This is a genomic window from Brevibacillus sp. DP1.3A, assembly GCF_013284245.2.
GTDB lineage: Bacteria > Bacillota > Bacilli > Brevibacillales > Brevibacillaceae > Brevibacillus.
In genome coordinates this window covers 2,148,523-2,170,398 of record NZ_CP085876.1, presented here as the reverse complement: position 1 = coordinate 2,170,398, position 21,876 = coordinate 2,148,523, and the positions used below count along the sequence as shown (strand labels likewise).

Here is a 21,876-nt window from a genome sequence, read left to right as displayed (position 1 = left end):
AGAAAAGAGCCTTTGTTTTGGCTCTAGGCGAGAACAACTTGATTTCTACCTGAATTTTTGGCTTCATACAAAGCAATGTCTGCTTGATGGAACAACGCTTCTACACTCAGGTTTACATCCATCTCCCTGCTCCATTTCGCTAGTCCACACGAGATCGTGACCTGTGGAGACGTCTCCTGCTCGACGCATTCCCGTATGCGCTCTGCCACGGAATGCGCAGTGTTTTTGTCCACACGTGGCAAATAAACAGCGAGTTCCTCTCCGCCCCATCTTGCCGCGATATCACTGTCTCGGATGCTATGTCGAATCAGATTGGAGACCTGAATCAGTACCTCGTCCCCTACCTGATGGCCAAAAGTATCATTCACGGTTTTAAAATAATCAATATCGATCAAGATCAACGAGCCATAGTTGTCTTTTTGTAATGATCCTCTTACTCGTTCATTCAAATGTCTTCTCGTGTATAGACCTGTCAAATTATCCGTAATGACCATTCGTTCCATTTCATTATGCAGGACGGCGTTGGTCATTGCCAAGCTCGCATGTTGTCCAAATATTTCGAGGAGTTTGTAGTCGTCAAAACTAAAAAAATGATAACGGGAATCTGCGACTAAAAGGACTCCACTTATCTCACCCTCAACAACGAGCGGAACCCCCATGAAGGAACAGCACGAAAAGAGCGAAAAAGGAAGGGGTCCTGCCCCTGGTTGAGCCAACAACAACGCCTGCTTGTTTTGCAAGATTTGCTGAAATGGCTTTTCTGTAGAATCGATAGCCATGCCATTGAACGCTGGAATGGAGGAAGAAAGCACATCGAAGCAATCCTCACCCGGCGTTTTTCGCAAGATGGCACAAAACTCAGCATCAAAGGTAGCCCGCATCATCGTCGTAACAAAATCGAGAATTTCCTTTAAATCAAGACTTCTGTTCAACTGGCGTGCCATCTCATTAATCAAACGCAATTCTCGAATCAAATTGCGCGATTGCTGATAGAGCTGTGCGTTTTCAAACGCAGTGCCAGCAGTATCTGCTAAGATCGAGATGTAGTCCTTTTCATGCTGATTCAAGGTGATTCGCTGATCGGACGTCACTTGCAATACTCCGTAGATGCCCTGCTTGCCCAAGAGTGGCGCTGCGATCACCGTCACCTGTTGCTCCCCTTCTCCCACTTCTTCGGCAATGAGACGTCCTTCCAAATACGCCTTGGTACTGGTAGACGGCTCTACTTCTTGAAAAGAAAGCTGTTTGACCGGGGTGGTTGCATTGGGTTCAACCGTCAGGAACAGCTCTGCCGACAAGTACGGATAAAGGCTGGGAATGCTCGTCACGATTTCATGCAAAACATCATTCACATCAATCGATGCCTGAATCTTTGACATCAACTGATACAACAAATCTTTTTTGCTCGCTTCACGACGCAGGTCGTCCGACATGATCGAACGCCAAAGCGCACAGCTTGCCTTCGCGCCTACTTCCTGCAAAAAAGCAACATCCCGTTCATCGTACACGCAATCTGTCTCTTCGGATGGCAGATGCAAAAACAGTGCGTAGAGCGGCGTTTGGTTCAAGGAGACAGGAACGACAACAAGCCTGTGGTCATCTAAAATGGAAGGCATGATTTGCGTCGTACCGAATCTCGAAACCAGTTGGGCAATGTGAGTTTGTCCGACTTCGGCCTCTTGCGTTGTTACGCTCTCCTGCGGAATCAACGTGGCATTGTCCGCGAGCTTCACGGCCGAACAATAGCCTTTTTGGATAATATCACTGATCTGACCCGTCAAGCTTTGCAGCAGCTCTTTGGTCGTATCATGCAGCGTCAAATCCATGACAATCTGGCTTGTGACGTGTTGAATATAAGCATCATATCCCATGCGAATCAACGGCTCTAGCCCGCGCATGTAGGAGGACAAATCGAAATGGATCTGTTCTTCGGGCGCTATCATGCCAATGACAGCTCGAACCCTTCCATCTTCTTCACACAAAGGAAAGGCTCCACACACGTTGTTCGTTTCACTTCTCGTTTTGACTACGATCTCTTTGGAGGAAAGTGCCTCTAAAATAAAATCAAAGACTTTGCCAATCGATACATCGTGTTGCAGGGTAAGCCCTTGAGAATTCCGAGATGGACCAACCTGCATTTCCATGAAGTTGATTACGCGGCCCCCGGAATCTGTCAAGAAAAGGATGCCTGGGCGCTTTTCCGGCCAAGATTGTAAGATAAAATGGGCCGTGTAGGAAAAGACTGTCTCTAACTTCCCCAACATTTTACTTGACACGAGAAACTCCCTCTCTCAGCATTTTCTCAAGCTTTCAAATGGTCTGTATCATTAACGGATAGAACTTCCCACCTGCGATCTACATACCGAAATATCGTAATACCGGTATTATCGATACGTGTGATACCCGTTCCTTGTTCTCCTACCGTCACATAATGCAAGAAGCTATTAATGAGACCGCCATGCGAGACAACGACAATCGCCTCACCTGAATGGCTCCCTGCTATTTCTGTCATGGCAGCTACAGCTCGACGCTGCATGTCTTCGAATGTCTCAATTCCACAGGAGGCTTCATCCTGATTTTCAAATCGCTCACGTATTTCTTCATAGGTGAGTCCCTCCCACTCCCCATAGCAGCGCTCCCGCAAGGTTGTCCGCGTAGAAACAGAGGATTGGAAGTTACCAGCAATCTTGGCAGCCGTATCGTGTGCCCGACTGAGATCACTCGAATAAAAAGCGTGAATCTTCTCGCCTTGGAACCTGTCTGCTACTTGCTCGGCCTGACGTACACCGAGCTCGTTCAATGCGATGTCACTGTGGCCTTGTATACGACGAACCTGATTCCACTCCGTCTCTCCATGACGAATGAGATACATGATGGTTTCCAAAACGAATTATCTCCTTACCGTTCTGTATTCTATGGATAGTATTTCTTATTATATAAGATGCATGTTCACAATTCTAGATTGATAAAAAAACATTTGGTACAAAATTCCTATATTTCATTCCTTTCTGCAAATACCAAGCACTTTTTTTTCATGAATTTGAACTGAAACGAACCTTTACTTCCTCTCGTCAGAGGTGATAAGAAGAATATGACATCGTTGGAGGGGTTCCTATGAAACCGTGGATCATTCGGTCTAGCTCATTTGTTCTATCTGCCAGTCTGTTGCTGCCTGTCGCACAAGCACATGCACAATCACCTCATGTGAGTACCAATAAAATGGCGACTACTGTGGCACAAGCAGACTCCGTGGCACAAACCAAAGCAAAGCTGTCCAAGGAAGCTGCCTTGGCACTCGCTACAAAAATAGTGCCTACCGCTGGGATGACAGTGCAGAATGTGTCATTTCGTTCAGCGGATAGCTGGCGTCCATTTCCAGAATGGTCGTTTAGTTGGGTGAAGAAAGATCCAGAAAACGGCAAAGTCCTTTTATCATATAGCGTCAGTATCCACGCTAATACAGGCGAGCTTACTTCCTATTCTCATCAAGAGCAGGACGCATCTTCGCTTCCCTATGCAAAACGAATTTCCTATACAGAGGCGCAAGAGCAGGCGAAGCGCTTTTTCGAGAAAAACAATGCAGGAAAAGCAGCGGAAACAAGACTGTATACCCGCGATATGCCAGAGCCAAAAACTCCGCTGAACTCGGAAGTCTACTATAATTTCCACTTTGTTCGTGAAGTGGACGGCATTCTCTTTCCTGACAACGGCGCAGATATCACAGTAGATGCTTCTGGCAAAGTGACCAACTATTCTCTGTCGTGGAACGACGTGACTTTCGAGGACACAGACACGACAATCTCAGAAGAAAAAGCTGAGAAGCTATTTAAAGAACAAGCGAATCCAAAACCAGTTTACCTGCTGCCGTGGGAGCGGATGGAGACTCAAAATAACAAGCCGTCTCTCGGGTATATGAATCCTTTCACATTCTACATTGATGCGGAGACTGGGAAAGCATTGACACCATCGTTGACCCCTTATCAACCAGCGAAAGATCCTGAGCCGGTCAGCAGCAAAGTCCTTCCTGCACGCCGAAGCGGACAACCGCTCTCCCAAGAGGAAGCTGTACAATGGGCATCGAAAACATTGAATTTGTCCAACTATGAGCTTCGTTCTGCCAATTACAATGAAAAAGACTACCGTGGCAATCGTCCTGTCTGGGATCTCGAATTCGGCGAAAAAGGCAATAGCGAAGACGGATTTGCGTATGTCTCCGTGGATGCTGTAACCGGGGACATCTACCGATTGAACAAGGACTTCCGTGGCCATAAAGAAAAAACAACCACTTCTAAAAAACCAGACATAGAAAAATTCAAGGCAAAAGCGATGGAAACGATTCGTGATTTGGCGCCCACCATGGCCCACCAGCTTTACTGGACAGAGCGTTTGGAAGAGGAAATCCAAAACCAACCCGTTGATTCCGAGCGGACGCAGATCCGATTTGAGCGTTTTATCAACGGAATAGCTGCAGCTAGCGGCTCTGCCTACTTCACGTTTGACACAGAAACAGGCGATCTGCTGAATTACAGTGCTGAATTGGGCAGTGAAACATACCCGACACAAGTTCCCAAGCACCTGCCTGCTGCCGAAGCGAGCGAGAAGTGGTGGACTGAGACAAAAGCAGAGGAAATTTACGCCCTTGTCCCTCTTAGTCCTGAGGATGCCAAGCGCGCAAAAGAGCAGCCTTCCTACACACCGAAGCGAACTGCCAAGATCGTCTATCGTGCGACAATGACGCCGTTTGAGCAGCCGTATTACCTTGATGGTGTAACAGGCGAGTGGAGCTCCACCGCTACTGGCAAAACGATTGCGCTGCATCGTCCGGCTCCTGCCGATTTGAAAGATCATCCGGCGGAGAAGGAACTCTTGTTGATGTATGAATACGACGCACTAACGCTTGAAAACGGCAATATCATGCCGCAAAAACCAATCACACGTGGCGAAATGATTGAAATGCTCATGATCAGTCTCAACCAAGGCAGACACTATCCACAGTACTCTCTGGAACGCAAGGCCACTTATAGCGATGTGGCAAATGGTTCGCGCTTCTTCTCAGCCGTGGAAGGTGCTGTTGATCGCGGACTTCTCGATAAAAATGCTTCCAAGCTGAACCCAAATGAGACGATTACACGTGAAGAGCTCGCTGATATGATTGTTCGTGCACTCGGTTACAAAAAACTGACGGACTTCCCTGGCATGTTCCAGTCCCAGCTCTCAGACATTGCCAATTCGAAGTACCGCGGTTCGATCATCATCGCGACTACACTCGATATCGTGCCAACCGACAAGCAGAAGTTCCAGCCGCAAAGCCTTGTCCCTCGTGCCGATGCAGCCATTACCTTTACCCGTTTCCTCGAAAAACGGGATACTTCAGACGGTCCGGTTACTTTGTTGCGAAAATAAAACCCAAAAAGCGCCATCCAGCCCACTTCTTGCGGCGGATGGCGCGCTTCTTTTCCCTTGACTTTACTATATTGCGCCTAGTATTATTGAATGTATGTGTACAGGGTAGCATTGATTGTAGGTAAAAACGGAAGGATGTACCCTCTTAGTTCCCTCCCTTTACAGACTGCGGCTGATCATCTGTGAGGAGCACGATGCGGAAACGCTACCGTCCGAAGTTCGTGTAGATAAAGTAGGAACTAACCTGCCGGAAGTAAACACCTGCGAATCCATATTAAAGGAGAATGAAAACATGTCACGTTACACAGGACCTCGTCACAAACTGGCTCGTCGTCTGGGTATCTCCCTCGATGGTACAGGAAAAGACATCAAACGCAACTTCCCTCCAGGTCAACACGGTCACAACAACCGTCGTAAACTGAGCGAGTACGGAATCCAGTTGCAAGAAAAGCAAAAACTGCGCCACATGTTTGGCCTTAACGAAAAACAATTCCGCCGCACTTTCGACAACGCTAGCAAAATGGCTGGCGTAGTGGGCGAAAACTTCATGAAATTGCTGGAATCCCGTCTGGATAACCTGGTATACCGTATGGGCTTTGCTCCAACTCGCCCAGCTGCTCGTCAGTTGGTAAACCATGGTCACTTCCTGGTAAACGGCAAAAAAGTAAACATCCCATCCTACCGCGTACAACCGGGTGATGTAATCTCCATTCGTGAAAAGTCCCGTGGTCTGCAACTGATCAAGGACGCTCTGGAAGGTCGCACTTTCCTGCCGAACTACGTTACATTCAACGATGCTGCTGCTGAAGGTACCTTCACTCGTCTGCCAGACCGTGAAGAAATGCCAGCTGAAATCAACGAAGTTCTGATCGTTGAGTTCTACAGCCGTTAATCGTCTGAGGATAAAAAGAAAAAGAGTAGTGCCGCTTGTCGGCCTGCTCTTTTTTTATGTATTTCCCTTATGCCACGCTTTCGCCCGCGCCAACACCTCGCTGACGAATTCATTTTTCTGTTTGGAATAGTCCAGCAGTGATTGTGCCCTTTTTTGGACAATCAGCTTCTTGAACTCCCCGTAACGAACGAGCGCTGACCTCTTTTTCGAAAATACAGCCGTCCAATGATTCCTGCTTCCCCCAGGAATTCATACCCACACTCCTGAATCCCGCCATTTTTTGATCCCACTCTGTAAGCTTAACAATGTCTGTGAAACGCAATCAAACACATGCCGTTGACAACTTCCAACGGTTTTTGACACATTTTGCTATCTCCTCCGCATTTTCTATCCTCTAGGTTCCTCGTATGGTATAATCAGGTGGTATGCTAGGGGGTCGTAGAACTATGTCGAATAACCACACATCTTCCTCTGAACCGACGAAGAAAAAGCGACGCAGAAGCCGTGGTAGAACGTTCTGGATCATCTTCCAAATCGTCTTCGTACTAGGGCTAATGGGAGCTGCAGTTGCGGGAGGAATCGTGACAGGTTATGTTGCCGCACTCGTGAAGGACGAGCCTGTGCGCAGCAAGGAGGAACTGGAGAATAAAATCTTCACCAACTATCTGACTGGATTCGCCTACTACAACGACGGCTCTCTGATCGGCCAATTGCGGGCCGAAGAAGGCGATCGACGTTTGGTGAAGAAAGCAGACGTTTCTCCCTATTTAATTAATGCCATCATCGCAACTGAAGACAAAACCTACTACCACCACTCCGGAGTTTCGCTGCAATCTACCATGCGCGGAGCGATTCAGGAAATTACCAACCAGCCTGTCGTAACAGGTGGTAGTACGATTACACAGCAGCTTGTAAAAAATACAATCCTTTCTGCTGAAGTTAGCCACACCCGTAAGGCCCGTGAAATCTTTACCGCGATTCGGATCGAGCGCATGTTTTCCAAAGATCAGATTCTGGAAGCCTACATGAACGAAATTTACTTCGGAAAAAACGCCAACGGATCAAACGTATACGGCGTTCAGGCTGCCGCGAAAGGGATTTTTGGCAAAGATGTAAAAGAGCTCGGGCTCGCTGAGGGCTCCTATCTTGCAGGCATGATTCAAAACCCAGGTGCCTACTCTCCATTCCGTGCAGAAAGCTATCAGCGCGGGAAGGAACGCCAAAAAATGGTGTTGGATCGCATGCTGGAAAATGGCTACATCACACAAACCCAATACGATGGAGCTCTCGCCAGTGAATTGAAGGCACAGCTAGCAAAACCGACGCAGCAAGCTTATCGAGAAGTACCTTTCTTGATGATGGAGATTGAAGATCGTGCCGCACGTCAACTTGTGGATGCAGACCTCTTGGAAAAAGGACGAGACAAATCAACCATCGGCCGCAACGAATACCGACAGCTGGTTGAAGAGAAACGTCGCGACATACTGCGAAAAGGGTACAAGATACATACCACTATCGACAAGAGCGTATATGACATCATGCAGGCTGTTGCAGCCGACCCGAAAAACTTCGGTAAGAATCGTACCTATACGATTCGTCGCTCTAACGGCAAAACAGAAAAAATCGAAAATGCTCTCGAAGAAGTCGGCGCAATGCTGATTCACAACAAAACAGGAGCCATCCTCGGCATGATCGGGGGACGTGACTTCAAGGTGGAACAGACGAACCACGCCACTGTACCACGCCAGCCTGGTTCTGCCATGAAGCCACTTGCCGCTTATGCTCCTGCTTTTGAACTGGGATTGCTCCAGCCAGCATCCCCAATCGATGACGCTCCGGTACTACTCGCTGACGGCCAGAACGGTTCCCATTTACCTAAGAACTGGAACAACAAATGGCAAGGGATGATGAGTGCCCGCGAAGCGCTGCGGATGTCCTGGAACATTCCGGCGATCAAGACGTATTTGAAAGTTGGCATTCCAACGGCTCTCGAATACGTAAAGAAAATGGGAATCACAACATTGGTGGATGCTGACAACTATGCAGCCACTGGCGTAATTGGCGGTCTTACCTACGGAACAACTGTCGAGGAAATTACAAACGCCTATGGGACATTCGCAAATCACGGTTCTTTCGTGGATGCCTATCTGATTGACCGAATTGAGGATAACACCGGAAAAGCCATTTATCGCCACGAAACCAAGCCTGTGCAAGTGTACAGCGAGCAAACCTCATACCTGATCACTGATATGATGCGTTCCGTTGTCAATAACGGTACAGGTACACACATCCGCAAATACGTGCCGCGCAAAGTCGATGTGGCAGGTAAAACCGGAACAACGAATAACAGCAACGACCTCTATTTCGTCGGTTACACGCCAGAGCTGTCTATGGGCGTATGGGTTGGCTTTGACGAGCCATATCCAATGCCAGACGCGGACAAATATGTTCCGATGGTCGTATGGGGTAAGGTCATGAAGGATGTCATTGCGAAACATCCGAACCTTTCACCTCCTGACTCCACCTTTAAAAAGCCGGCAGGAATTGTCAGCGCGACTGTAGACTCCAAATCAGGCCTTTTGCCTAGTGAGCTTTCAAAAGAAGCTGGTCATTTGATCACTGATTTGTTCAACAGCAAATTCGTTCCGAAGAAGGTGGACGATACCCACCAAAAAGCACGTGTCATTACGTATAATGGCGAACGGTATTTGGCGAAGGAAGGAACACCTGAAGATTTTGTTACCGAAAGCGTCTTCTACCGCTCACCTGATCCGCTCCCTACCAAGGAGCAAATTCAAGCGAAAAACAGTAGAGTCGCCACCCAACCGCCAGATTGGGAGGACCGCTTGCCTGACAAGGAAGACCCTCGCACAGAGGCAGGTGGAGCGCCAGCTTCGCCAAGCGGTGTAACAGCTACAGGCTCAGGCAAGCAAATTTCGCTTACGTGGCAATCAGCCAAAGAAGCTGACTTGGTCGGTTATCGCATCTACCGCGCTGATGTGCAGAACGGCTTTGTCAAAGTAGCGACTGTGAAGGATCCATCGGAATTGACTTTTGCCGATACGACTGCAGCCCATCGAGATTTAGGCTATTATGTCACTTCTGTGGATATCGCTGGCAATGAATCGCAGCCTTCCGCAATCGCTTCTGTCGGTTCTACACAGACATGGCAGTTGCCTGATCCAAATCAAGGTACGGAAACAGGCATCCCGAATCCGACGGACAATAACGGGAATGGTCAAACAGATCCAGGTGGAACTGCGACTAACCCGCTAGATGGATCAGGAGACACGAATACAAACACTGATTCCACTTCACCACCTGCTGCTCCGAAATCCTTGTCCATCAAGAATACATCAAACGGTTGGCAGCTACAGTGGAAAGGAAGCAGCTCGTCTGAGCAGATGTACAACGTATATTTTAGCCCAGACTCAGCAAGCGGCTATTTGCTACTCGGTACAGTCTCTAGCACAAGCTTTACACATGCAGCAGAAGTACCGAATGGCAGCAACTATTACATTACCGCAGTCAACAGTTACGGAGAATCGCCACATTCTAACATCGTAACTGCCAACACCACAGAATAAACTGGAATGACAACTGACAGAGATGGTTAGACGCCATCTCTGTTTTTCTACAATCGTAAGGGGGGGAACTGATGGAGCACATCAAACGCTATCATTCATTGAGTCTAATGGTGAACAACAAGGAGCTGCTCGTCGAAGGACCGATTACAGGAAGTCATCTGGCCTCATTACGCTTTGACGAGGGACTGAAAGCTTTTCGTATCCCTGAACAGCAGCATGAAGCTCTCATCGAAATCGCTGATTTGCCTGAAGGACGCATCATTATTGCACGCGAAGGAGACCTCGTCCTCGGCTACGTGACCTTTCTGCACCCCGATCCACTGGAGCGATGGTCGCAAGCCCAACTGCCTGATTTGCTGGAGCTGGGCGCGATTGAAATCAGTCATAAAGTGAGAGCGGGTGGCGTAGGTAAAAAGCTGCTGGAAGTCGCCTTCTTGGACGACGCCATGGAAGACTACGTCATTATTACAACTGAGTATTACTGGCATTGGGATCTGAAAGGAACAGGACTCGATGTATGGCAATACAGAAAGGTCATGGAAAAGGTCATGGGCAGTGCTGGCCTGAGCTGGATGGCGACAGATGATCCAGAAATATGCTCACATCCCGCCAACTGTCTAATGGCAAAAATCGGCAAGCGTGTACCGCCAGAAACAGTCGTTTCCTTTGATGCTATGCGGTTTCAAAATCGTTTTCTTTACTAGTTTGGATGCCTTTTGATTCCAGGAGGTCACTCATGCGTATTGAAGAGATTATGCGGAAAAAAATTGTTACGATCCAGCCATCCACTACAATCGGAGAAGCGCTTCTCCTCCTCCGTGCAAACAGAATCAGGCATCTGCCTGTCATTGAAAACGACTCACTCGTAGGCATTATCTCGGACCGTGACCTGCGAGACGCTCTCCCCTCTCGCCTGCTGACACATGACGATGACGACACCGTCCTGCACAAGCCTGTAGCCGATATCATGAATCAACAAGTCATCACTGCCCACCCACTGGATTTCATCGAAGACGCAGCCCTCCAACTATACGAGCACAAAATCGGCTCACTACCCATCGTCGAAGGGAATCGGCTCGTAGGATTAATCACAGAATCGGATCTTTTCTCTAGCCTGATCGAACTTTTCGGTGTAAACAAACCTAGCTCCCATATCGAAGTCGAAGTAGATGACCGCGTTGGCATGCTGGCAGAAGTCAGTCAAGTCTTTCGCGATGCACAAGTAAATGTCACCAGCGTCGTAGTCTTTCCTGGGAAACAGCCCGCAAAAAAGAACCTTGTTTTTCGGGTACAGACAATTGATCCGCGTATCGTGAAGCAATTGCTTCTTGAAAAGGGCTTTTCCGTAATCGGACCTACGGAAGGAGGGATACCCCAGTGAGCCGAAATGCTCGTCTGATCTACTCTCCAGACTACACGCAATATTATTTTCATGATGATCATCCGTTCAACCAGCGTCGTCTGCTCCTCACACACGATCTGATGAGCAGTTACGGAATACTCAAAGACTCAGACATCCTAACTCCCCGACCGGCGACAGATGAAGAGCTCGCCCTGGTGCATGACCCACGTTATATCCAATTTGTTCGCGATCAGGGCCATAGTGAACACGAGCTTCCGCAGGCAGCCAGTTATGGCTTGGGAACAGAGGATGTTCCCTGTTTTTCGAACATGCATGAAGCGTCCTCGCTGATCGTCGGAGGTACGTTAAACGCAGTGGACGCAGTTATGAGTGGACAGGCAGAACACGCCTTCAATCCCGCTGGTGGACTGCATCATGCCTTTCGTGGACGCGCCTCTGGATTTTGTATCTACAACGATTGCTCCGTCGCGATCGCTTATTTGCGAAAAAACTGGAATGCGCGTGTGCTGTATATCGACACAGATGCCCATCATGGAGATGGGGTACAGTGGGCGTTTTACGATGACCCTCATGTACTGACTGTATCCATTCACGAAACAGGAAAGTATCTCTTCCCGGGAACAGGGAATTTGTCTGAACGTGGAGATGGAAGCGGTTACGGTTATTCTGTCAACGTTCCTCTCGATGCCTTCACGGAAGACGATTCTTTTCTGGAAGTATATGAAGAGCTAGTGTCAAAGCTAACGGCTGGCTTCAAGCCTGATGTCATCCTGACCCAAAATGGTTGTGACGCTCATGCGTACGATCCTCTCACCCATTTGTCTTGCTCGATGAAGATTTATCAAGCGATTCCTCGTCTTGCCCACCGTCTCGCTCATAAATATTGCGACGGTCGTTGGATTGCTGTAGGCGGCGGGGGCTACGATATTTGGCGGGTGGTGCCGCGAGCGTGGACACTGGTATGGAGTGAGATGAGCGATCAGCCTCTTACGGACGGTGATCTTCCTGAAGCCTGGCTCAAGCGCTGGCAGCCTGAAACGGATTTGCCCTTGCCACCTCGGCTTTTTGACGAACCATTCCCAACAATCCCACGACGAGCAGAGATCACGGAAAAAAATCGGCTTACGTTGGAACGTGCGATGCTGTACGCACCTATTGGATCAGAGAAGTAAGAAAACCTCTACCGAGGCCTATTCAATGAGGAGCGACCGCGTTTAAGTGGAAAGTTTTCATGCGCTCCGGAATTTATTTTATAAATTCCTATACGTAAAAAAAAGCGTTCTGCCCTCGTACCTTTTAGGTACTGGTCAGCACGCTTTTTCTGTTCCAAAACTTATTTCACAAGCTCTTCTAGCTCAGAAGGTGCAAAGCCTTTTACCGCTTTATCGCCTACGACTGTTACAGGCACACCCATGAAGCCAAAGCGCTCTACTTCCTCTTGATAGGCACGACTCGTCATGACATCGCGCACTTCAAAGGAAATATCTTTTGCTGTCAGCCAATTTTTAACCATGTCGCAATCCACACAGTTTTTCGTCGAGTAAACGATCACTCCCGCAGTTGTCGATGCTTGTGAAGCTGTCAGCATGTTACGAACAATCGCGTAGGAGCGCTGGGAAGCCAGCTTGGTAAATTCCACGAAGTTTACATGCGCGGAGCCGTCTGCTTTATCCGACATCGAACGAACTACGACAAACGGCACGCCATTCATCGCACATACTTGTCCAACAGATGCCCCTTCCATTTCGGTACAATGTGCTGCAAATTGCTCATACAGCCATTGCACCTTTTCCCGACTGGCAACGAACTGGTCGCCGGACAAGATACGCCCGCTCACTACTTGAACTCCCGCTTCCAGCTCCTTGCCCGCATCGATCGCTTGCTGCATCAGCCCAGCATCCGCTTGCCAAGTCCATTGCTCTGTAAACGGAATCTGTCCTGGTTCAAAGCCCAGCGGCGTCACATCAATGTCATGTTGGATGCAATCCGTCGAAACCACAATGTCACCAATATTTAATTCAGGGTGTACGGCTCCTGCCACACCAGTGAAAATGACACGTTCTACTTGGAATGAATCGATGAGGATTTGCGTCGTCACGGCAGCATTCACCTTGCCGACTCCTGATTTGCACAGCACGACATCCTTGCCTTCCATTTTACCTGTGTAATAGGTAATGCCTGCTTTGGTGGCAGTAGTCGTGTCTTGCATCGCTTCCAAGTAAAGCGCGATTTCTTCATCCATCGCGCCGATAATTCCGTAACGCATTTCCCATCCCCCTCTTGCTATCCATTGCCTACGTCCCTTTTCGATCAAGCTTGCTCGGGCTTTGTGCTCTCCCGATACTCAATTCGATGCGGCAGCAGCACGACATGCTCTTCGACATTCTCGTTATTCATGTACTTGGTCAATAGGCGCATCGCCACCGCACCAATATCATACATTGGCTGTACGACAGAAGTCAGTCGTGGACGTACCATTTCAACCAGACGAATATTATCGTGACCAATGACTTCGATGTCACCTGGCACGTTTAGGCCAGAATCTTGAATGGCGTGGATCGCACCAATAGCCATCTCATCATTTGCTGCGAAAATCGCCGTCGGCGGATTTTTAAGGGCAAGAAAAGCTTTTGTAGTGGACAAGCCTGATTCATAAAAGTAGTTGCCTGTCGCAATCAGCTCTTCATCTAGCTCGATACCCGCATCTTTCAGCGCCTTTTTATAGCCTTCATAGCGCATCAACCCTGCCAATGGATCGTTTGCAGGACCCGCGATCATCGCAATGCGCTTGTGCCCGCGTGCAACCAATGCTTCCGTCGCATCGTATGCGGCTTGGAAATGGTCAATGCTAACCGACGGAAGTACGTTGTCCGCATCACGAGTCGCGGCGAGTACAGTCGGTACAGACGTGCTTGTTAATGCCTGCAAATGATCTTCTTTGATTTCTGCGCCCAGGAACAGAAGCCCGTCCACCTGCTTTTCGAGCAAGGTATTAATGAGCTGCAATTCTTTTTCCATCCGTTGGTCAGAGTTACACAGGATGATGTTATATTTGTACATGGTAGCGATATCTTCAATCCCTCGCGCCAATTCGGAGAAAAACAAACTGGAGATATCCGGGATGATGACACCAACTGTTGTCGTTTTTTTGCTAGCGAGTCCACGAGCAACCGCATTTGGTCGATATCCCAAGCGCTCAATCGCAGCCAATACCTTTTTTCGGGTCAAAGGCTTTACGTTGGGATTCCCGTTGACTACGCGGGAAACTGTCGCCATCGACACCCCCGCTTCTCTTGCTACGTCGTATATAGTAACCGGCATCATGCACCCTCATTTCCCTATTTTCTGGTTTTCATAAGCGTTTTCATAAATATATGCACCTATGATACGACAAGCCGTATGCCGATGCAATCGTTTTTGACGGCTTACGCACCCGTTACTTCATGAGTTTGTTCATCGTTTTCAAAAGCTCATCAATCACTTCATGATCGCCTTGTTGAATGCGATCCATTACACAGCTTTTCATATGTCCTTCGAGGAGCATTTTCCCAACCGCATTCAGTGCAGACTGCACAGCCGCAATTTGATTGAGAATGTCGTCGCAGTAGACATCCTTTTCTACCATTCCGCGAATTCCGCGAACTTGTCCCTCTACCCGATTGAGACGGGAGATGAGATTAGACTTGATTTTATCCGGCCTTTCGGTGGACCGATCAGTCGAGCAGCATTGATGGTTGTCTTCCATATGGCTTATCCTCCTTCACCAATATCAGCACGTAATTCTAGCTTACTTGGTCGCCAATGGTTCGTCAAATGAGAAAGGTCCTTCCGCGCGCAGGAAGGACCTTCAAATCGTACTCAAAAGGTATTCTTATGCTCTCGTTGCCACAATCTCGCCTTTGTACAAGCCAGAAGCGAGCAGTTCATCAACGAACTCGTTGAACTGTGGAATGTTCAACTGTTGCTTCGCATCAGACAATGCCACATCTGGATCTGGGTGAACCTCTACCATGATTCCATCAGAACCGACTGCGAAACCTGCTTTCGCGCAAGGCAAGAGCAGATCACGACGACCGGTAGAGTGCGTCACGTCTACAAACACTGGCAAGTGCGTCTCTTGCTTAAGGAGTGGTACTGCAGAAATATCGAGCGTATTGCGTGTCGCTTTTTCATACGTGCGGATTCCACGCTCGCACAGCATGACTTGTGTGTTACCTTCGGACAGGATGTACTCTGCCGCGTAGATGAACTCTTCAATCGTAGCAGAGAGACCACGCTTCAAGAGGATCGGCTTGTTCACACGACCTGCCGCCTTCAGCAGCTCGAAGTTTTGCATATTGCGAGCACCGATTTGGATGACATCGATGTATTTCGTCGCCATCTCAAGATCTGCTGGCGTCACGATTTCACTGATCGTTACGAGGTTGAATTCATCCCCGATACGCTTGAGGATTTGCAAGCCCTCTTCCCCCAGACCTTGGAAGTCGTATGGCGAAGTACGAGGCTTGTATGCGCCGCCGCGCAGTGTGCGCAGTCCGCGTTTTGCGTGGTTTTCTGCTACTGCTCTTACTTGCTCGTAGCTTTCCACGGAGCAAGGACCTGAGATGAGAATCGGATTTTTTCCACCGAACTCTACGCCTTTTACCGTGATAACAGTATCCTCTGCCTTTTTCTTACGGCTAACGAGGAGCACTTTTTTCTTTTCGTCGTCTTGCAGATCTAAGGAAACTTGGAAAATTTGCTTGAACAAATGACGAATAGCATTGTCATTGAAAGGACCTTTATTGTTTTCAACGAGCAGATTGAGCATTTGGCGCTCACGCTCTGGGTCAAAACGGTTGCTGCCCTGTTTTTCTTTTTCTTTGCCGAGCTCTTGAACCAAGGTAGCTCGTTTGTTGACCAATTCAAGAATTTGCAGGTTGATCTCGTCTATCTGCTTGCGCATGGTTTCGATTTGATCGTGTGCCATCTCTCTCCACTCTCCTCTTTTTATATAGGGATTTATCGATAAATTAGGGTAATTATAATCGATTCAAACACCCTTGTCAGCAGTTTAGCGCCAAAAAGCGCGAAAGTAAATTTTTTCTGTTTTTTTATCTTTTCCAATTATTCGTCAAACCGAAGAAGATTCCTTGATTCGACAGGATTCTTTCCCTTTCGAATCGAATAGTTTTGGATATATGTTCTAGCTAAAAGTGAATGTTCCTTTCCGATACAGTCCAAAATCACCGATAAGTATTGTAAAGACTTTTTGAACAACCTCTTACAAGGAGTGACCTACTTTTGTCTGACATCACAGCCCCTGAGCTTATTTTTTCATTAGATATTGGAACACGCAGCGTCGTCGGTCTGATCGTGGAAACGACCGGAGAGCAGTACCGCGTATTGGACTGCGCAATTCGAGAGCACGATGAACGCTCCATGCTCGATGGGCAAATTCACGATATTGTCGCCGTAGCTAAGGTGATTCAACAAATAAAAGAAGAGCTGGAAGGAAAATATGGAAAACTGCATCAGGTAGCGGTCGCTGCTGCCGGTCGGTCATTGCGCACCCGTCGCGTTCGTGTGGATATGCCGTTAGCCAGACATGCCTTCATCTCGCGTGAAGATGTTATCGCTTTGGAGTTTTCCGCTGTACAGGAGGCCCAATCCGCATTAGCCCAAGAGCTAAAGGATCAAGACGTCACCCGCTATTATTGCGTCGGTTACAGCGTCGTCCATTACCATCTGGATGGAGAGTTGATCGGGAGTCTGATTGACCAGCGGGGTGACATAGCAAGTGCAGATGTGATCGCAACTTTCCTTCCACGTGTGGTTGTCGACTCGCTGATCGCTGCTTTGAAACGATGCGATCTGGAAATGCAGGCATTGACGCTTGAGCCGATTGCGGCGATTAACGTCCTGATTCCTGTGACCATGCGCCGACTGAATATCGCATTGGTGGACATCGGTGCAGGTACTTCTGACGTAGCGCTGACTGAGGAAGGCGCGATTACCGCCTACGGCATGGTGCCTGTTGCAGGCGATGAAATCACAGATGCACTCATGAACGCCTTTCTCATGGATTTTCCGATGGCAGAAGAAGTGAAGCGTCTCTTATCCACTGAGGAATCTGTCACCTTCACCGACATTCTTGGCATGGAGCATACGATGAGCGCTGCCGAGGTAACGAGTGCGATTGAAGCAGACATCCAGCAACTCGCCGATAAAATTGCCTTCAAAATATTGGAGCTCAACGGAAAAGCTCCGCAAGCGGTCATGCTGATCGGTGGCGGCAGCCTCACTCCTGGGCTTACTGGAAAAGTCGCTCAGGTCTTGAATATTCCTGCCGCCCGTGTTGCTGTCAGAGGCGGCGATGCGATCAAACAGTACGTCGGAGACAATCCTGCGCTCAGTGGACCTGAGTTCGTAACGCCAGTCGGTATTGCTGTTGCTGCGCGCCGTCATCCGTTGCGCTATGTAACCGTTACAGTCAATGACGCTCCTGTGCGCATCTTCGATTTACGAAAAATGACGTTGGGTGATGCGCTCATTGCATCCGGACTGGATATCCGCCGTCTGTATGGTCGCCCCGGATTGGCCATGACAGTCACCGTAAATGGACGGATGAAAATGATTCCGGGTGGACATGGTACGGCGCCGGTGATGGAGCGCAACGGAGAGAGCGTCAGTCTCGACACGCCAATCAATGACGGGGACCAAATCACCGTAGTGGCAGGTACAAATGGCGATGATGCACGTGTGTTTGCCAAAGATTTATTCGATGAGCTGGACACGTTTGAGGTGATTTGCAATGACCGTCCCTACTCGCTCGGTCCAGTCGTTCTTGTAAACGGAGCCGCTGCCACTCTCGATACATTAATCGCAGATCGTGCCGAGGTGGACATCCGTCTCCCCCGCACAGTATATGAGGTAGTAGAGCTCGCTGAAATAAAAGCATCAGTGGAATCAGGCTTACATTTTTCTGTGAATGGACAAGATTACACGATTCCGTCCCATATCGAGGTGATCGAGTTGAACGGAAGGCCAGTTGCCTTGACAGATGTCGTCCGGCAAGGCGATGTCCTCGTATACCGGCAAGATGAAATCACCGCTCCTTCCATTCAGGATGTCATCCCCTTGGAAGAATGGGTACAGGAGACAATGATCGTCCACTTCAATGGTGAACGGGTCGTATTGCCTGTCGCACAGGTATCGATTACGGTAGACGGAAAAGCGGCGAATGCCTCTGATCCCGTGAGCGAAGGTGCCGACATCATGGTAAAATCCTCACCTGCGTCTGCCCCTGTGTTTAGCGACGTCTTTCGTTTTGTCGATGTTTCCTTGGAAAAGCCCGACCGTGAGAGTATCTCTGGATTCGTCATGCTCGTCAACGGCGAACAAGCCAACTTCCAGACAGAATTGAAAAGTGGAGACAAGTTGGAGCTATTCTGGGAATAGTCTCTCCAGCCCTCTTTTTCTCCATGCAAAAAGCCGGTTTTCACCTCGCTTATCGGGTGTCCCGGCTTTTTGATTACGCGTTAAGCGCCTGACCAATCGCGTCCTTTGTAATTTTCCAGTGAGACGTGTGCCATTTTACTTCTCCGTCTTCCAGCAAAAAGATTTGCGGAGATTCGTGTTTGATGGAAAAACGATCTGCTACGGCGTTGGAGACAGGGCGATCCTCCCGTACCAGAATGACCGCAGAATCCACTTGATTGTCCAGCAAATACGCCTGAAACTCTTCATAAGCGGACGTACTGATTGGGCAGATCGTGCTATGCTTAAACAAAAGCTTTTTCCCATTTTTCGCTACGAACTCATCCAGTTCTTCTATGGAGTGAAGCTGTTTTTGTGACATGTTCATCTCTCCTTATCTCATGTGCCTATCAGTATACATAAGTCCAAGCAGCAAAGTCTACATTTGCGGTGCAGTGGAGAAACGAAAAAAGAGATACCTTTCTACTAGGCATCTCTTTATCCTTACACCATAATTTTCGTTAGACGTTCGCGTAGCTCCAGCATCCATTTTTCATCGCCAAGGGACTGCGCCAACAAAAACAGATCCAATAGCTCGTTGACTTTTTCACCAAGTAATTCTCTTACGGTCGAATTCACCTTCTCATTAGCAATCAATACCAATAAGTTGGATAACTCTGACATTTCTTCGAATTCGATTGCCTGGCGCTGCGGATGTTGGCCCAGTTCCTCCATGAGTGACTTCAAATCATTCTTAATCACATCTACCACTTGGGAATGGTCGCAGTCTTCGTCCACGCAGACGTGTACAGGTACATTCATAATTTTAACCCGTTTCCGGTACACGACGTTGCGCAGCTCGATCTCCATTTCGTTCCCGCAGCGGCTGCATTTCTTTTGCACGGTGTTCACCCCTATATCTACTTATGTATGCCTCTCATACTATTCGAGAAGCCTCCTTTCAATCCTGCTAAAGAGCAGGTGGTACTTGGTGGATATAGAGTCAGATATAGACTAGAGTCAACATAGTGGAGGAGAAGAAAAAGCACAGTTCTCTTCGACTCTGACACACCAGCCGGGGGATTGACTGTCCGTCTCCACTTCAAAAAGGGGACCGTCGAGCCAAAGCCACCCTACGGGCGGAAGTTTCTCTAGGAAGAAGTGTTCGACAAGCGTGGTCCCCTTTTTGAAGTTCCGACTGGGTAGGCGTTGTCAAGGTCACCAGCTTTGTGCGTTCATCGATACCTTTTAAAACTTGCAACAACTTAAACATACTAAAAAGACGATGCTAGCAAGCAGCATCGTCTTTCCTTTGTGATCAAACTTCAATTTCACGCGTAGATGGCGTTTACTTTTTCACAATGCGGACAAACAGCGACTTTCCCCGCTTTTCCGTCTTCATCTTCTACACGGTAGCCGGTAATTTGCTCGGAAAAACAAAACAGACACTCTGTATTGAAGTCCATATCGTACTGCGCTTTCCACACAATGGATTTAAATTCTTCTCCAACATTAATCGTAATTTGGACCAAATCATGCTGCAGGCTCGATAATGATCTTTGCATCACATAAACATCCTTTCATACTTGCAAAGTCTTTTGGTATCCTCTAGCTTTTCCTGCTTTTCAGAATAATAAACATCGAGAACTGCAAGAGTATGAAAAAGAGAGATTCCCCAAACAATTTTCTTAAAAATGGGCGGATGCCCGGTTCGGTCCTATGCCATCACCCATATGTTGTAGATGTAAGCACAAGAGGCTTAACACACATATGAGGAGGATGTTTATTCGATGAGCGGCATCTTTAATGGAGAATTCGACGGCTTCACTCTGGTTTTGATTCTTTTCATCCTGCTGGTTATTATCGGGTGCAGCTGCGACTAATCTTTCTTCCCCGAAGATATAGCCATATTTAGCAGGCCGTTGCATATACATGAAGTACCGAATCCTTCAAGCGCGTTTCCTCCGCAAGCTACCCTCGCCAGTGGGTAGCTTTTTTCTATTTGAGTTGTGTACAATAGATAAGAATGATATGGAAAGTGAGGGATCCCCTTCCTATGAAAGATCCAAGAATTGAAAAACTGGCTGACGTCCTCGTCAATTATTCAGTGACTGTCAAGCCTGGTGAAAACGTTTTAATTTACTCCATTGGCAACGTTACCGATCTGACAAAAGCCGTAATTGCCAAGGTATACGAAGCCGGGGGAAATCCGTTTGTCCAACTGATCGACCAATCCGTTCAGCGCGAACTCTTGATGGGTGCCAACGAAACACAGTTGGGTATCATGCGTGAAGCAGATGTGGCTTTCATGAAGCAAATGGATTGCTACATTGGCATTCGTGGCGGAGACAACATCAGTGAGCTCTCCGATGTGCCTGGAGACAAAATGCAGCTTCACTCCAAGCTGCTAGCGCGTCCTGTACTGGACATTCGCGTACCGCATACCAAATGGGTCGTGCTTCGCTATCCAAATGCATCTATGGCTCAGTTGGCTAACATGAGCACCGCCGCTTTCGAAGATTTCTATTTCAAAGTGTGCACGCTTGATTACGGCAAAATGGATACAGCCATGGACAGCTTGGTCGAGCTGATGGAGAAAACCGACAAGGTACGTATCGTAGGGCCAGGCACCGATCTGACCTTCTCCATCAAAGATATTCCGGCAATCAAATGTGCAGGTGAAGCCAACATCCCTGACGGAGAAGTATTTACTGCTCCTGTCCGTGATTCCGTCAACGGTACGATCGCGTACAACACGCCATCTCCTTACCAAGGCTTTACATACGACAATATCAAGCTGACCTTCAAAGATGGAAAAATCGTCGAAGCAACTGCAAACGATACAGAGAAGATCAATGAAATCTTTGATACTGATGAAGGTGCCAGATTCGTTGGAGAATTTGCGATTGGTGTGAATCCGTACATCCAAAACCCGATGAAAGACATCCTCTTCGACGAAAAAATCGATGGAAGCTTCCACTTTACACCAGGACAGGCTTACGATGAAGCATTTAACGGAAACAAATCCTCCGTGCACTGGGACCTGGTTATGATTCAACGTCCTGAGTGGGGCGGTGGAGAAATTTGGTTCGACGATCGCCTGATCCGCAAAGACGGACGTTTCGTTGTACCTGAGCTCGAATGCCTCAATCCAGAAAACCTTAAATAAATGA

At 48.2% G+C, this 21,876-nt stretch carries 18 protein-coding genes; 9 read left to right on the top strand and 9 right to left on the bottom strand.

The features are described from left to right. Nucleotides 1-23 precede the first annotated feature (23 nt). Both HP399_RS09980 and HP399_RS09975 read right to left on the bottom strand, forming a co-directional pair. Entirely contained in the window at nucleotides 24-2,264 is a 2,241-nt protein-coding gene (locus tag HP399_RS09980; protein WP_173618840.1) for a sensor domain-containing diguanylate cyclase, read from the bottom strand. 38 nt (nucleotides 2,265-2,302) lie between these two features. Further along, nucleotides 2,303-2,884 (bottom strand): histidine phosphatase family protein, encoded by a 582-nt coding sequence (locus HP399_RS09975; RefSeq protein WP_173618483.1) that lies wholly within the window; start codon nucleotides 2,882-2,884, stop codon nucleotides 2,303-2,305. A 230-nt stretch (nucleotides 2,885-3,114) separates the two neighbouring features. On the opposite strand from HP399_RS09975, the gene HP399_RS09970 reads away from it, so the two are divergent. From HP399_RS09970 to HP399_RS09945, 6 genes are all read left to right on the top strand, one after another. Then, nucleotides 3,115-5,403 (top strand): YcdB/YcdC domain-containing protein, encoded by a 2,289-nt coding sequence (locus HP399_RS09970; RefSeq protein ID WP_173618484.1) that lies wholly within the window; start codon nucleotides 3,115-3,117, stop codon nucleotides 5,401-5,403. A gap of 292 nt (nucleotides 5,404-5,695) precedes the next feature. Further along, a complete protein-coding gene (gene rpsD / locus HP399_RS09965; protein ID WP_015892403.1) occupies nucleotides 5,696-6,295 on the top strand; it encodes a 30S ribosomal protein S4 in 600 nt (199 codons plus the stop codon). Between the two features lie 446 nt (nucleotides 6,296-6,741). Further along, nucleotides 6,742-9,882 (top strand): penicillin-binding protein 1A, encoded by a 3,141-nt coding sequence (locus tag HP399_RS09960; RefSeq protein ID WP_173618485.1) that lies wholly within the window; start codon nucleotides 6,742-6,744, stop codon nucleotides 9,880-9,882. A 71-nt stretch (nucleotides 9,883-9,953) separates the two neighbouring features. Further along, nucleotides 9,954-10,586, top strand: coding sequence for an N-acetyltransferase (locus HP399_RS09955; protein WP_173618486.1), 633 nt, complete (start codon nucleotides 9,954-9,956; stop codon nucleotides 10,584-10,586). A gap of 32 nt (nucleotides 10,587-10,618) precedes the next feature. Beyond that, a complete protein-coding gene (locus tag HP399_RS09950; protein WP_007720953.1) occupies nucleotides 10,619-11,263 on the top strand; it encodes a CBS and ACT domain-containing protein in 645 nt (214 codons plus the stop codon). Beyond that, the gene (locus tag HP399_RS09945; RefSeq protein ID WP_173618487.1) at nucleotides 11,260-12,417 is read left to right on the top strand and encodes an acetoin utilization protein AcuC; all 1,158 of its coding nucleotides are present in this window, start codon (nucleotides 11,260-11,262) and stop codon (nucleotides 12,415-12,417) included. Before HP399_RS09950 ends, HP399_RS09945 begins: the two co-directional genes overlap by 4 nt. A 161-nt stretch (nucleotides 12,418-12,578) precedes the next feature. Here the strand turns inward: HP399_RS09945 and HP399_RS09940 are convergent, their stop codons facing one another. The 4 genes from HP399_RS09940 to HP399_RS09925 all read right to left on the bottom strand — a co-directional run bounded on the left by HP399_RS09940 (nucleotide 12,579) and on the right by HP399_RS09925 (nucleotide 16,214). Continuing rightward, complete coding sequence (locus HP399_RS09940; protein WP_173618488.1) at nucleotides 12,579-13,511, bottom strand: 5'-methylthioadenosine/adenosylhomocysteine nucleosidase; 933 nt, start codon at nucleotides 13,509-13,511, stop codon at nucleotides 12,579-12,581. Between the two features lie 44 nt (nucleotides 13,512-13,555). Continuing rightward, entirely contained in the window at nucleotides 13,556-14,566 is a 1,011-nt protein-coding gene (gene ccpA, locus HP399_RS09935) for a catabolite control protein A (RefSeq protein WP_017250448.1), read from the bottom strand. 115 nt (nucleotides 14,567-14,681) lie between these two features. Further along, nucleotides 14,682-14,990, bottom strand: coding sequence for a metal-sensitive transcriptional regulator (locus HP399_RS09930; protein WP_007720961.1), 309 nt, complete (start codon nucleotides 14,988-14,990; stop codon nucleotides 14,682-14,684). Nucleotides 14,991-15,116: 126 nt separating this feature from the next. Beyond that, the gene (locus HP399_RS09925; protein WP_173618489.1) at nucleotides 15,117-16,214 is read right to left on the bottom strand and encodes a bifunctional 3-deoxy-7-phosphoheptulonate synthase/chorismate mutase; all 1,098 of its coding nucleotides are present in this window, start codon (nucleotides 16,212-16,214) and stop codon (nucleotides 15,117-15,119) included. A gap of 314 nt (nucleotides 16,215-16,528) precedes the next feature. Here HP399_RS09925 and HP399_RS09920 point away from each other — a divergent pair, with 314 nt between their 5' ends. Then, nucleotides 16,529-18,685, top strand: coding sequence for a cell division protein FtsA (locus HP399_RS09920; protein WP_173618490.1), 2,157 nt, complete (start codon nucleotides 16,529-16,531; stop codon nucleotides 18,683-18,685). A gap of 73 nt (nucleotides 18,686-18,758) precedes the next feature. Here HP399_RS09920 and ytxJ read toward each other — a convergent pair whose 3' ends face one another. From ytxJ to HP399_RS09905, 3 genes are all read right to left on the bottom strand, one after another. Continuing rightward, nucleotides 18,759-19,085 (bottom strand): bacillithiol system redox-active protein YtxJ, encoded by a 327-nt coding sequence (gene ytxJ, locus HP399_RS09915; protein ID WP_173618491.1) that lies wholly within the window; start codon nucleotides 19,083-19,085, stop codon nucleotides 18,759-18,761. A 122-nt stretch (nucleotides 19,086-19,207) separates the two neighbouring features. Next, nucleotides 19,208-19,606 (bottom strand): hypothetical protein, encoded by a 399-nt coding sequence (locus HP399_RS09910; RefSeq protein WP_173618492.1) that lies wholly within the window; start codon nucleotides 19,604-19,606, stop codon nucleotides 19,208-19,210. A gap of 428 nt (nucleotides 19,607-20,034) precedes the next feature. After that, the gene (locus HP399_RS09905) at nucleotides 20,035-20,268 is read right to left on the bottom strand and encodes a hypothetical protein (RefSeq protein ID WP_007721226.1); all 234 of its coding nucleotides are present in this window, start codon (nucleotides 20,266-20,268) and stop codon (nucleotides 20,035-20,037) included. Nucleotides 20,269-20,493: 225 nt separating this feature from the next. Here HP399_RS09905 and HP399_RS09900 point away from each other — a divergent pair, with 225 nt between their 5' ends. Together HP399_RS09900 and HP399_RS09895 are read left to right on the top strand one after the other, a co-directional pair. Continuing rightward, the gene (locus HP399_RS09900; RefSeq protein WP_017250455.1) at nucleotides 20,494-20,586 is read left to right on the top strand and encodes a YjcZ family sporulation protein; all 93 of its coding nucleotides are present in this window, start codon (nucleotides 20,494-20,496) and stop codon (nucleotides 20,584-20,586) included. A gap of 173 nt (nucleotides 20,587-20,759) precedes the next feature. Beyond that, nucleotides 20,760-21,872: an aminopeptidase gene (locus HP399_RS09895; RefSeq protein WP_173618493.1), complete on the top strand. Its 1,113-nt coding sequence runs from the start codon at nucleotides 20,760-20,762 to the stop codon at nucleotides 21,870-21,872. Nucleotides 21,873-21,876: the final 4 nt, after the last annotated feature.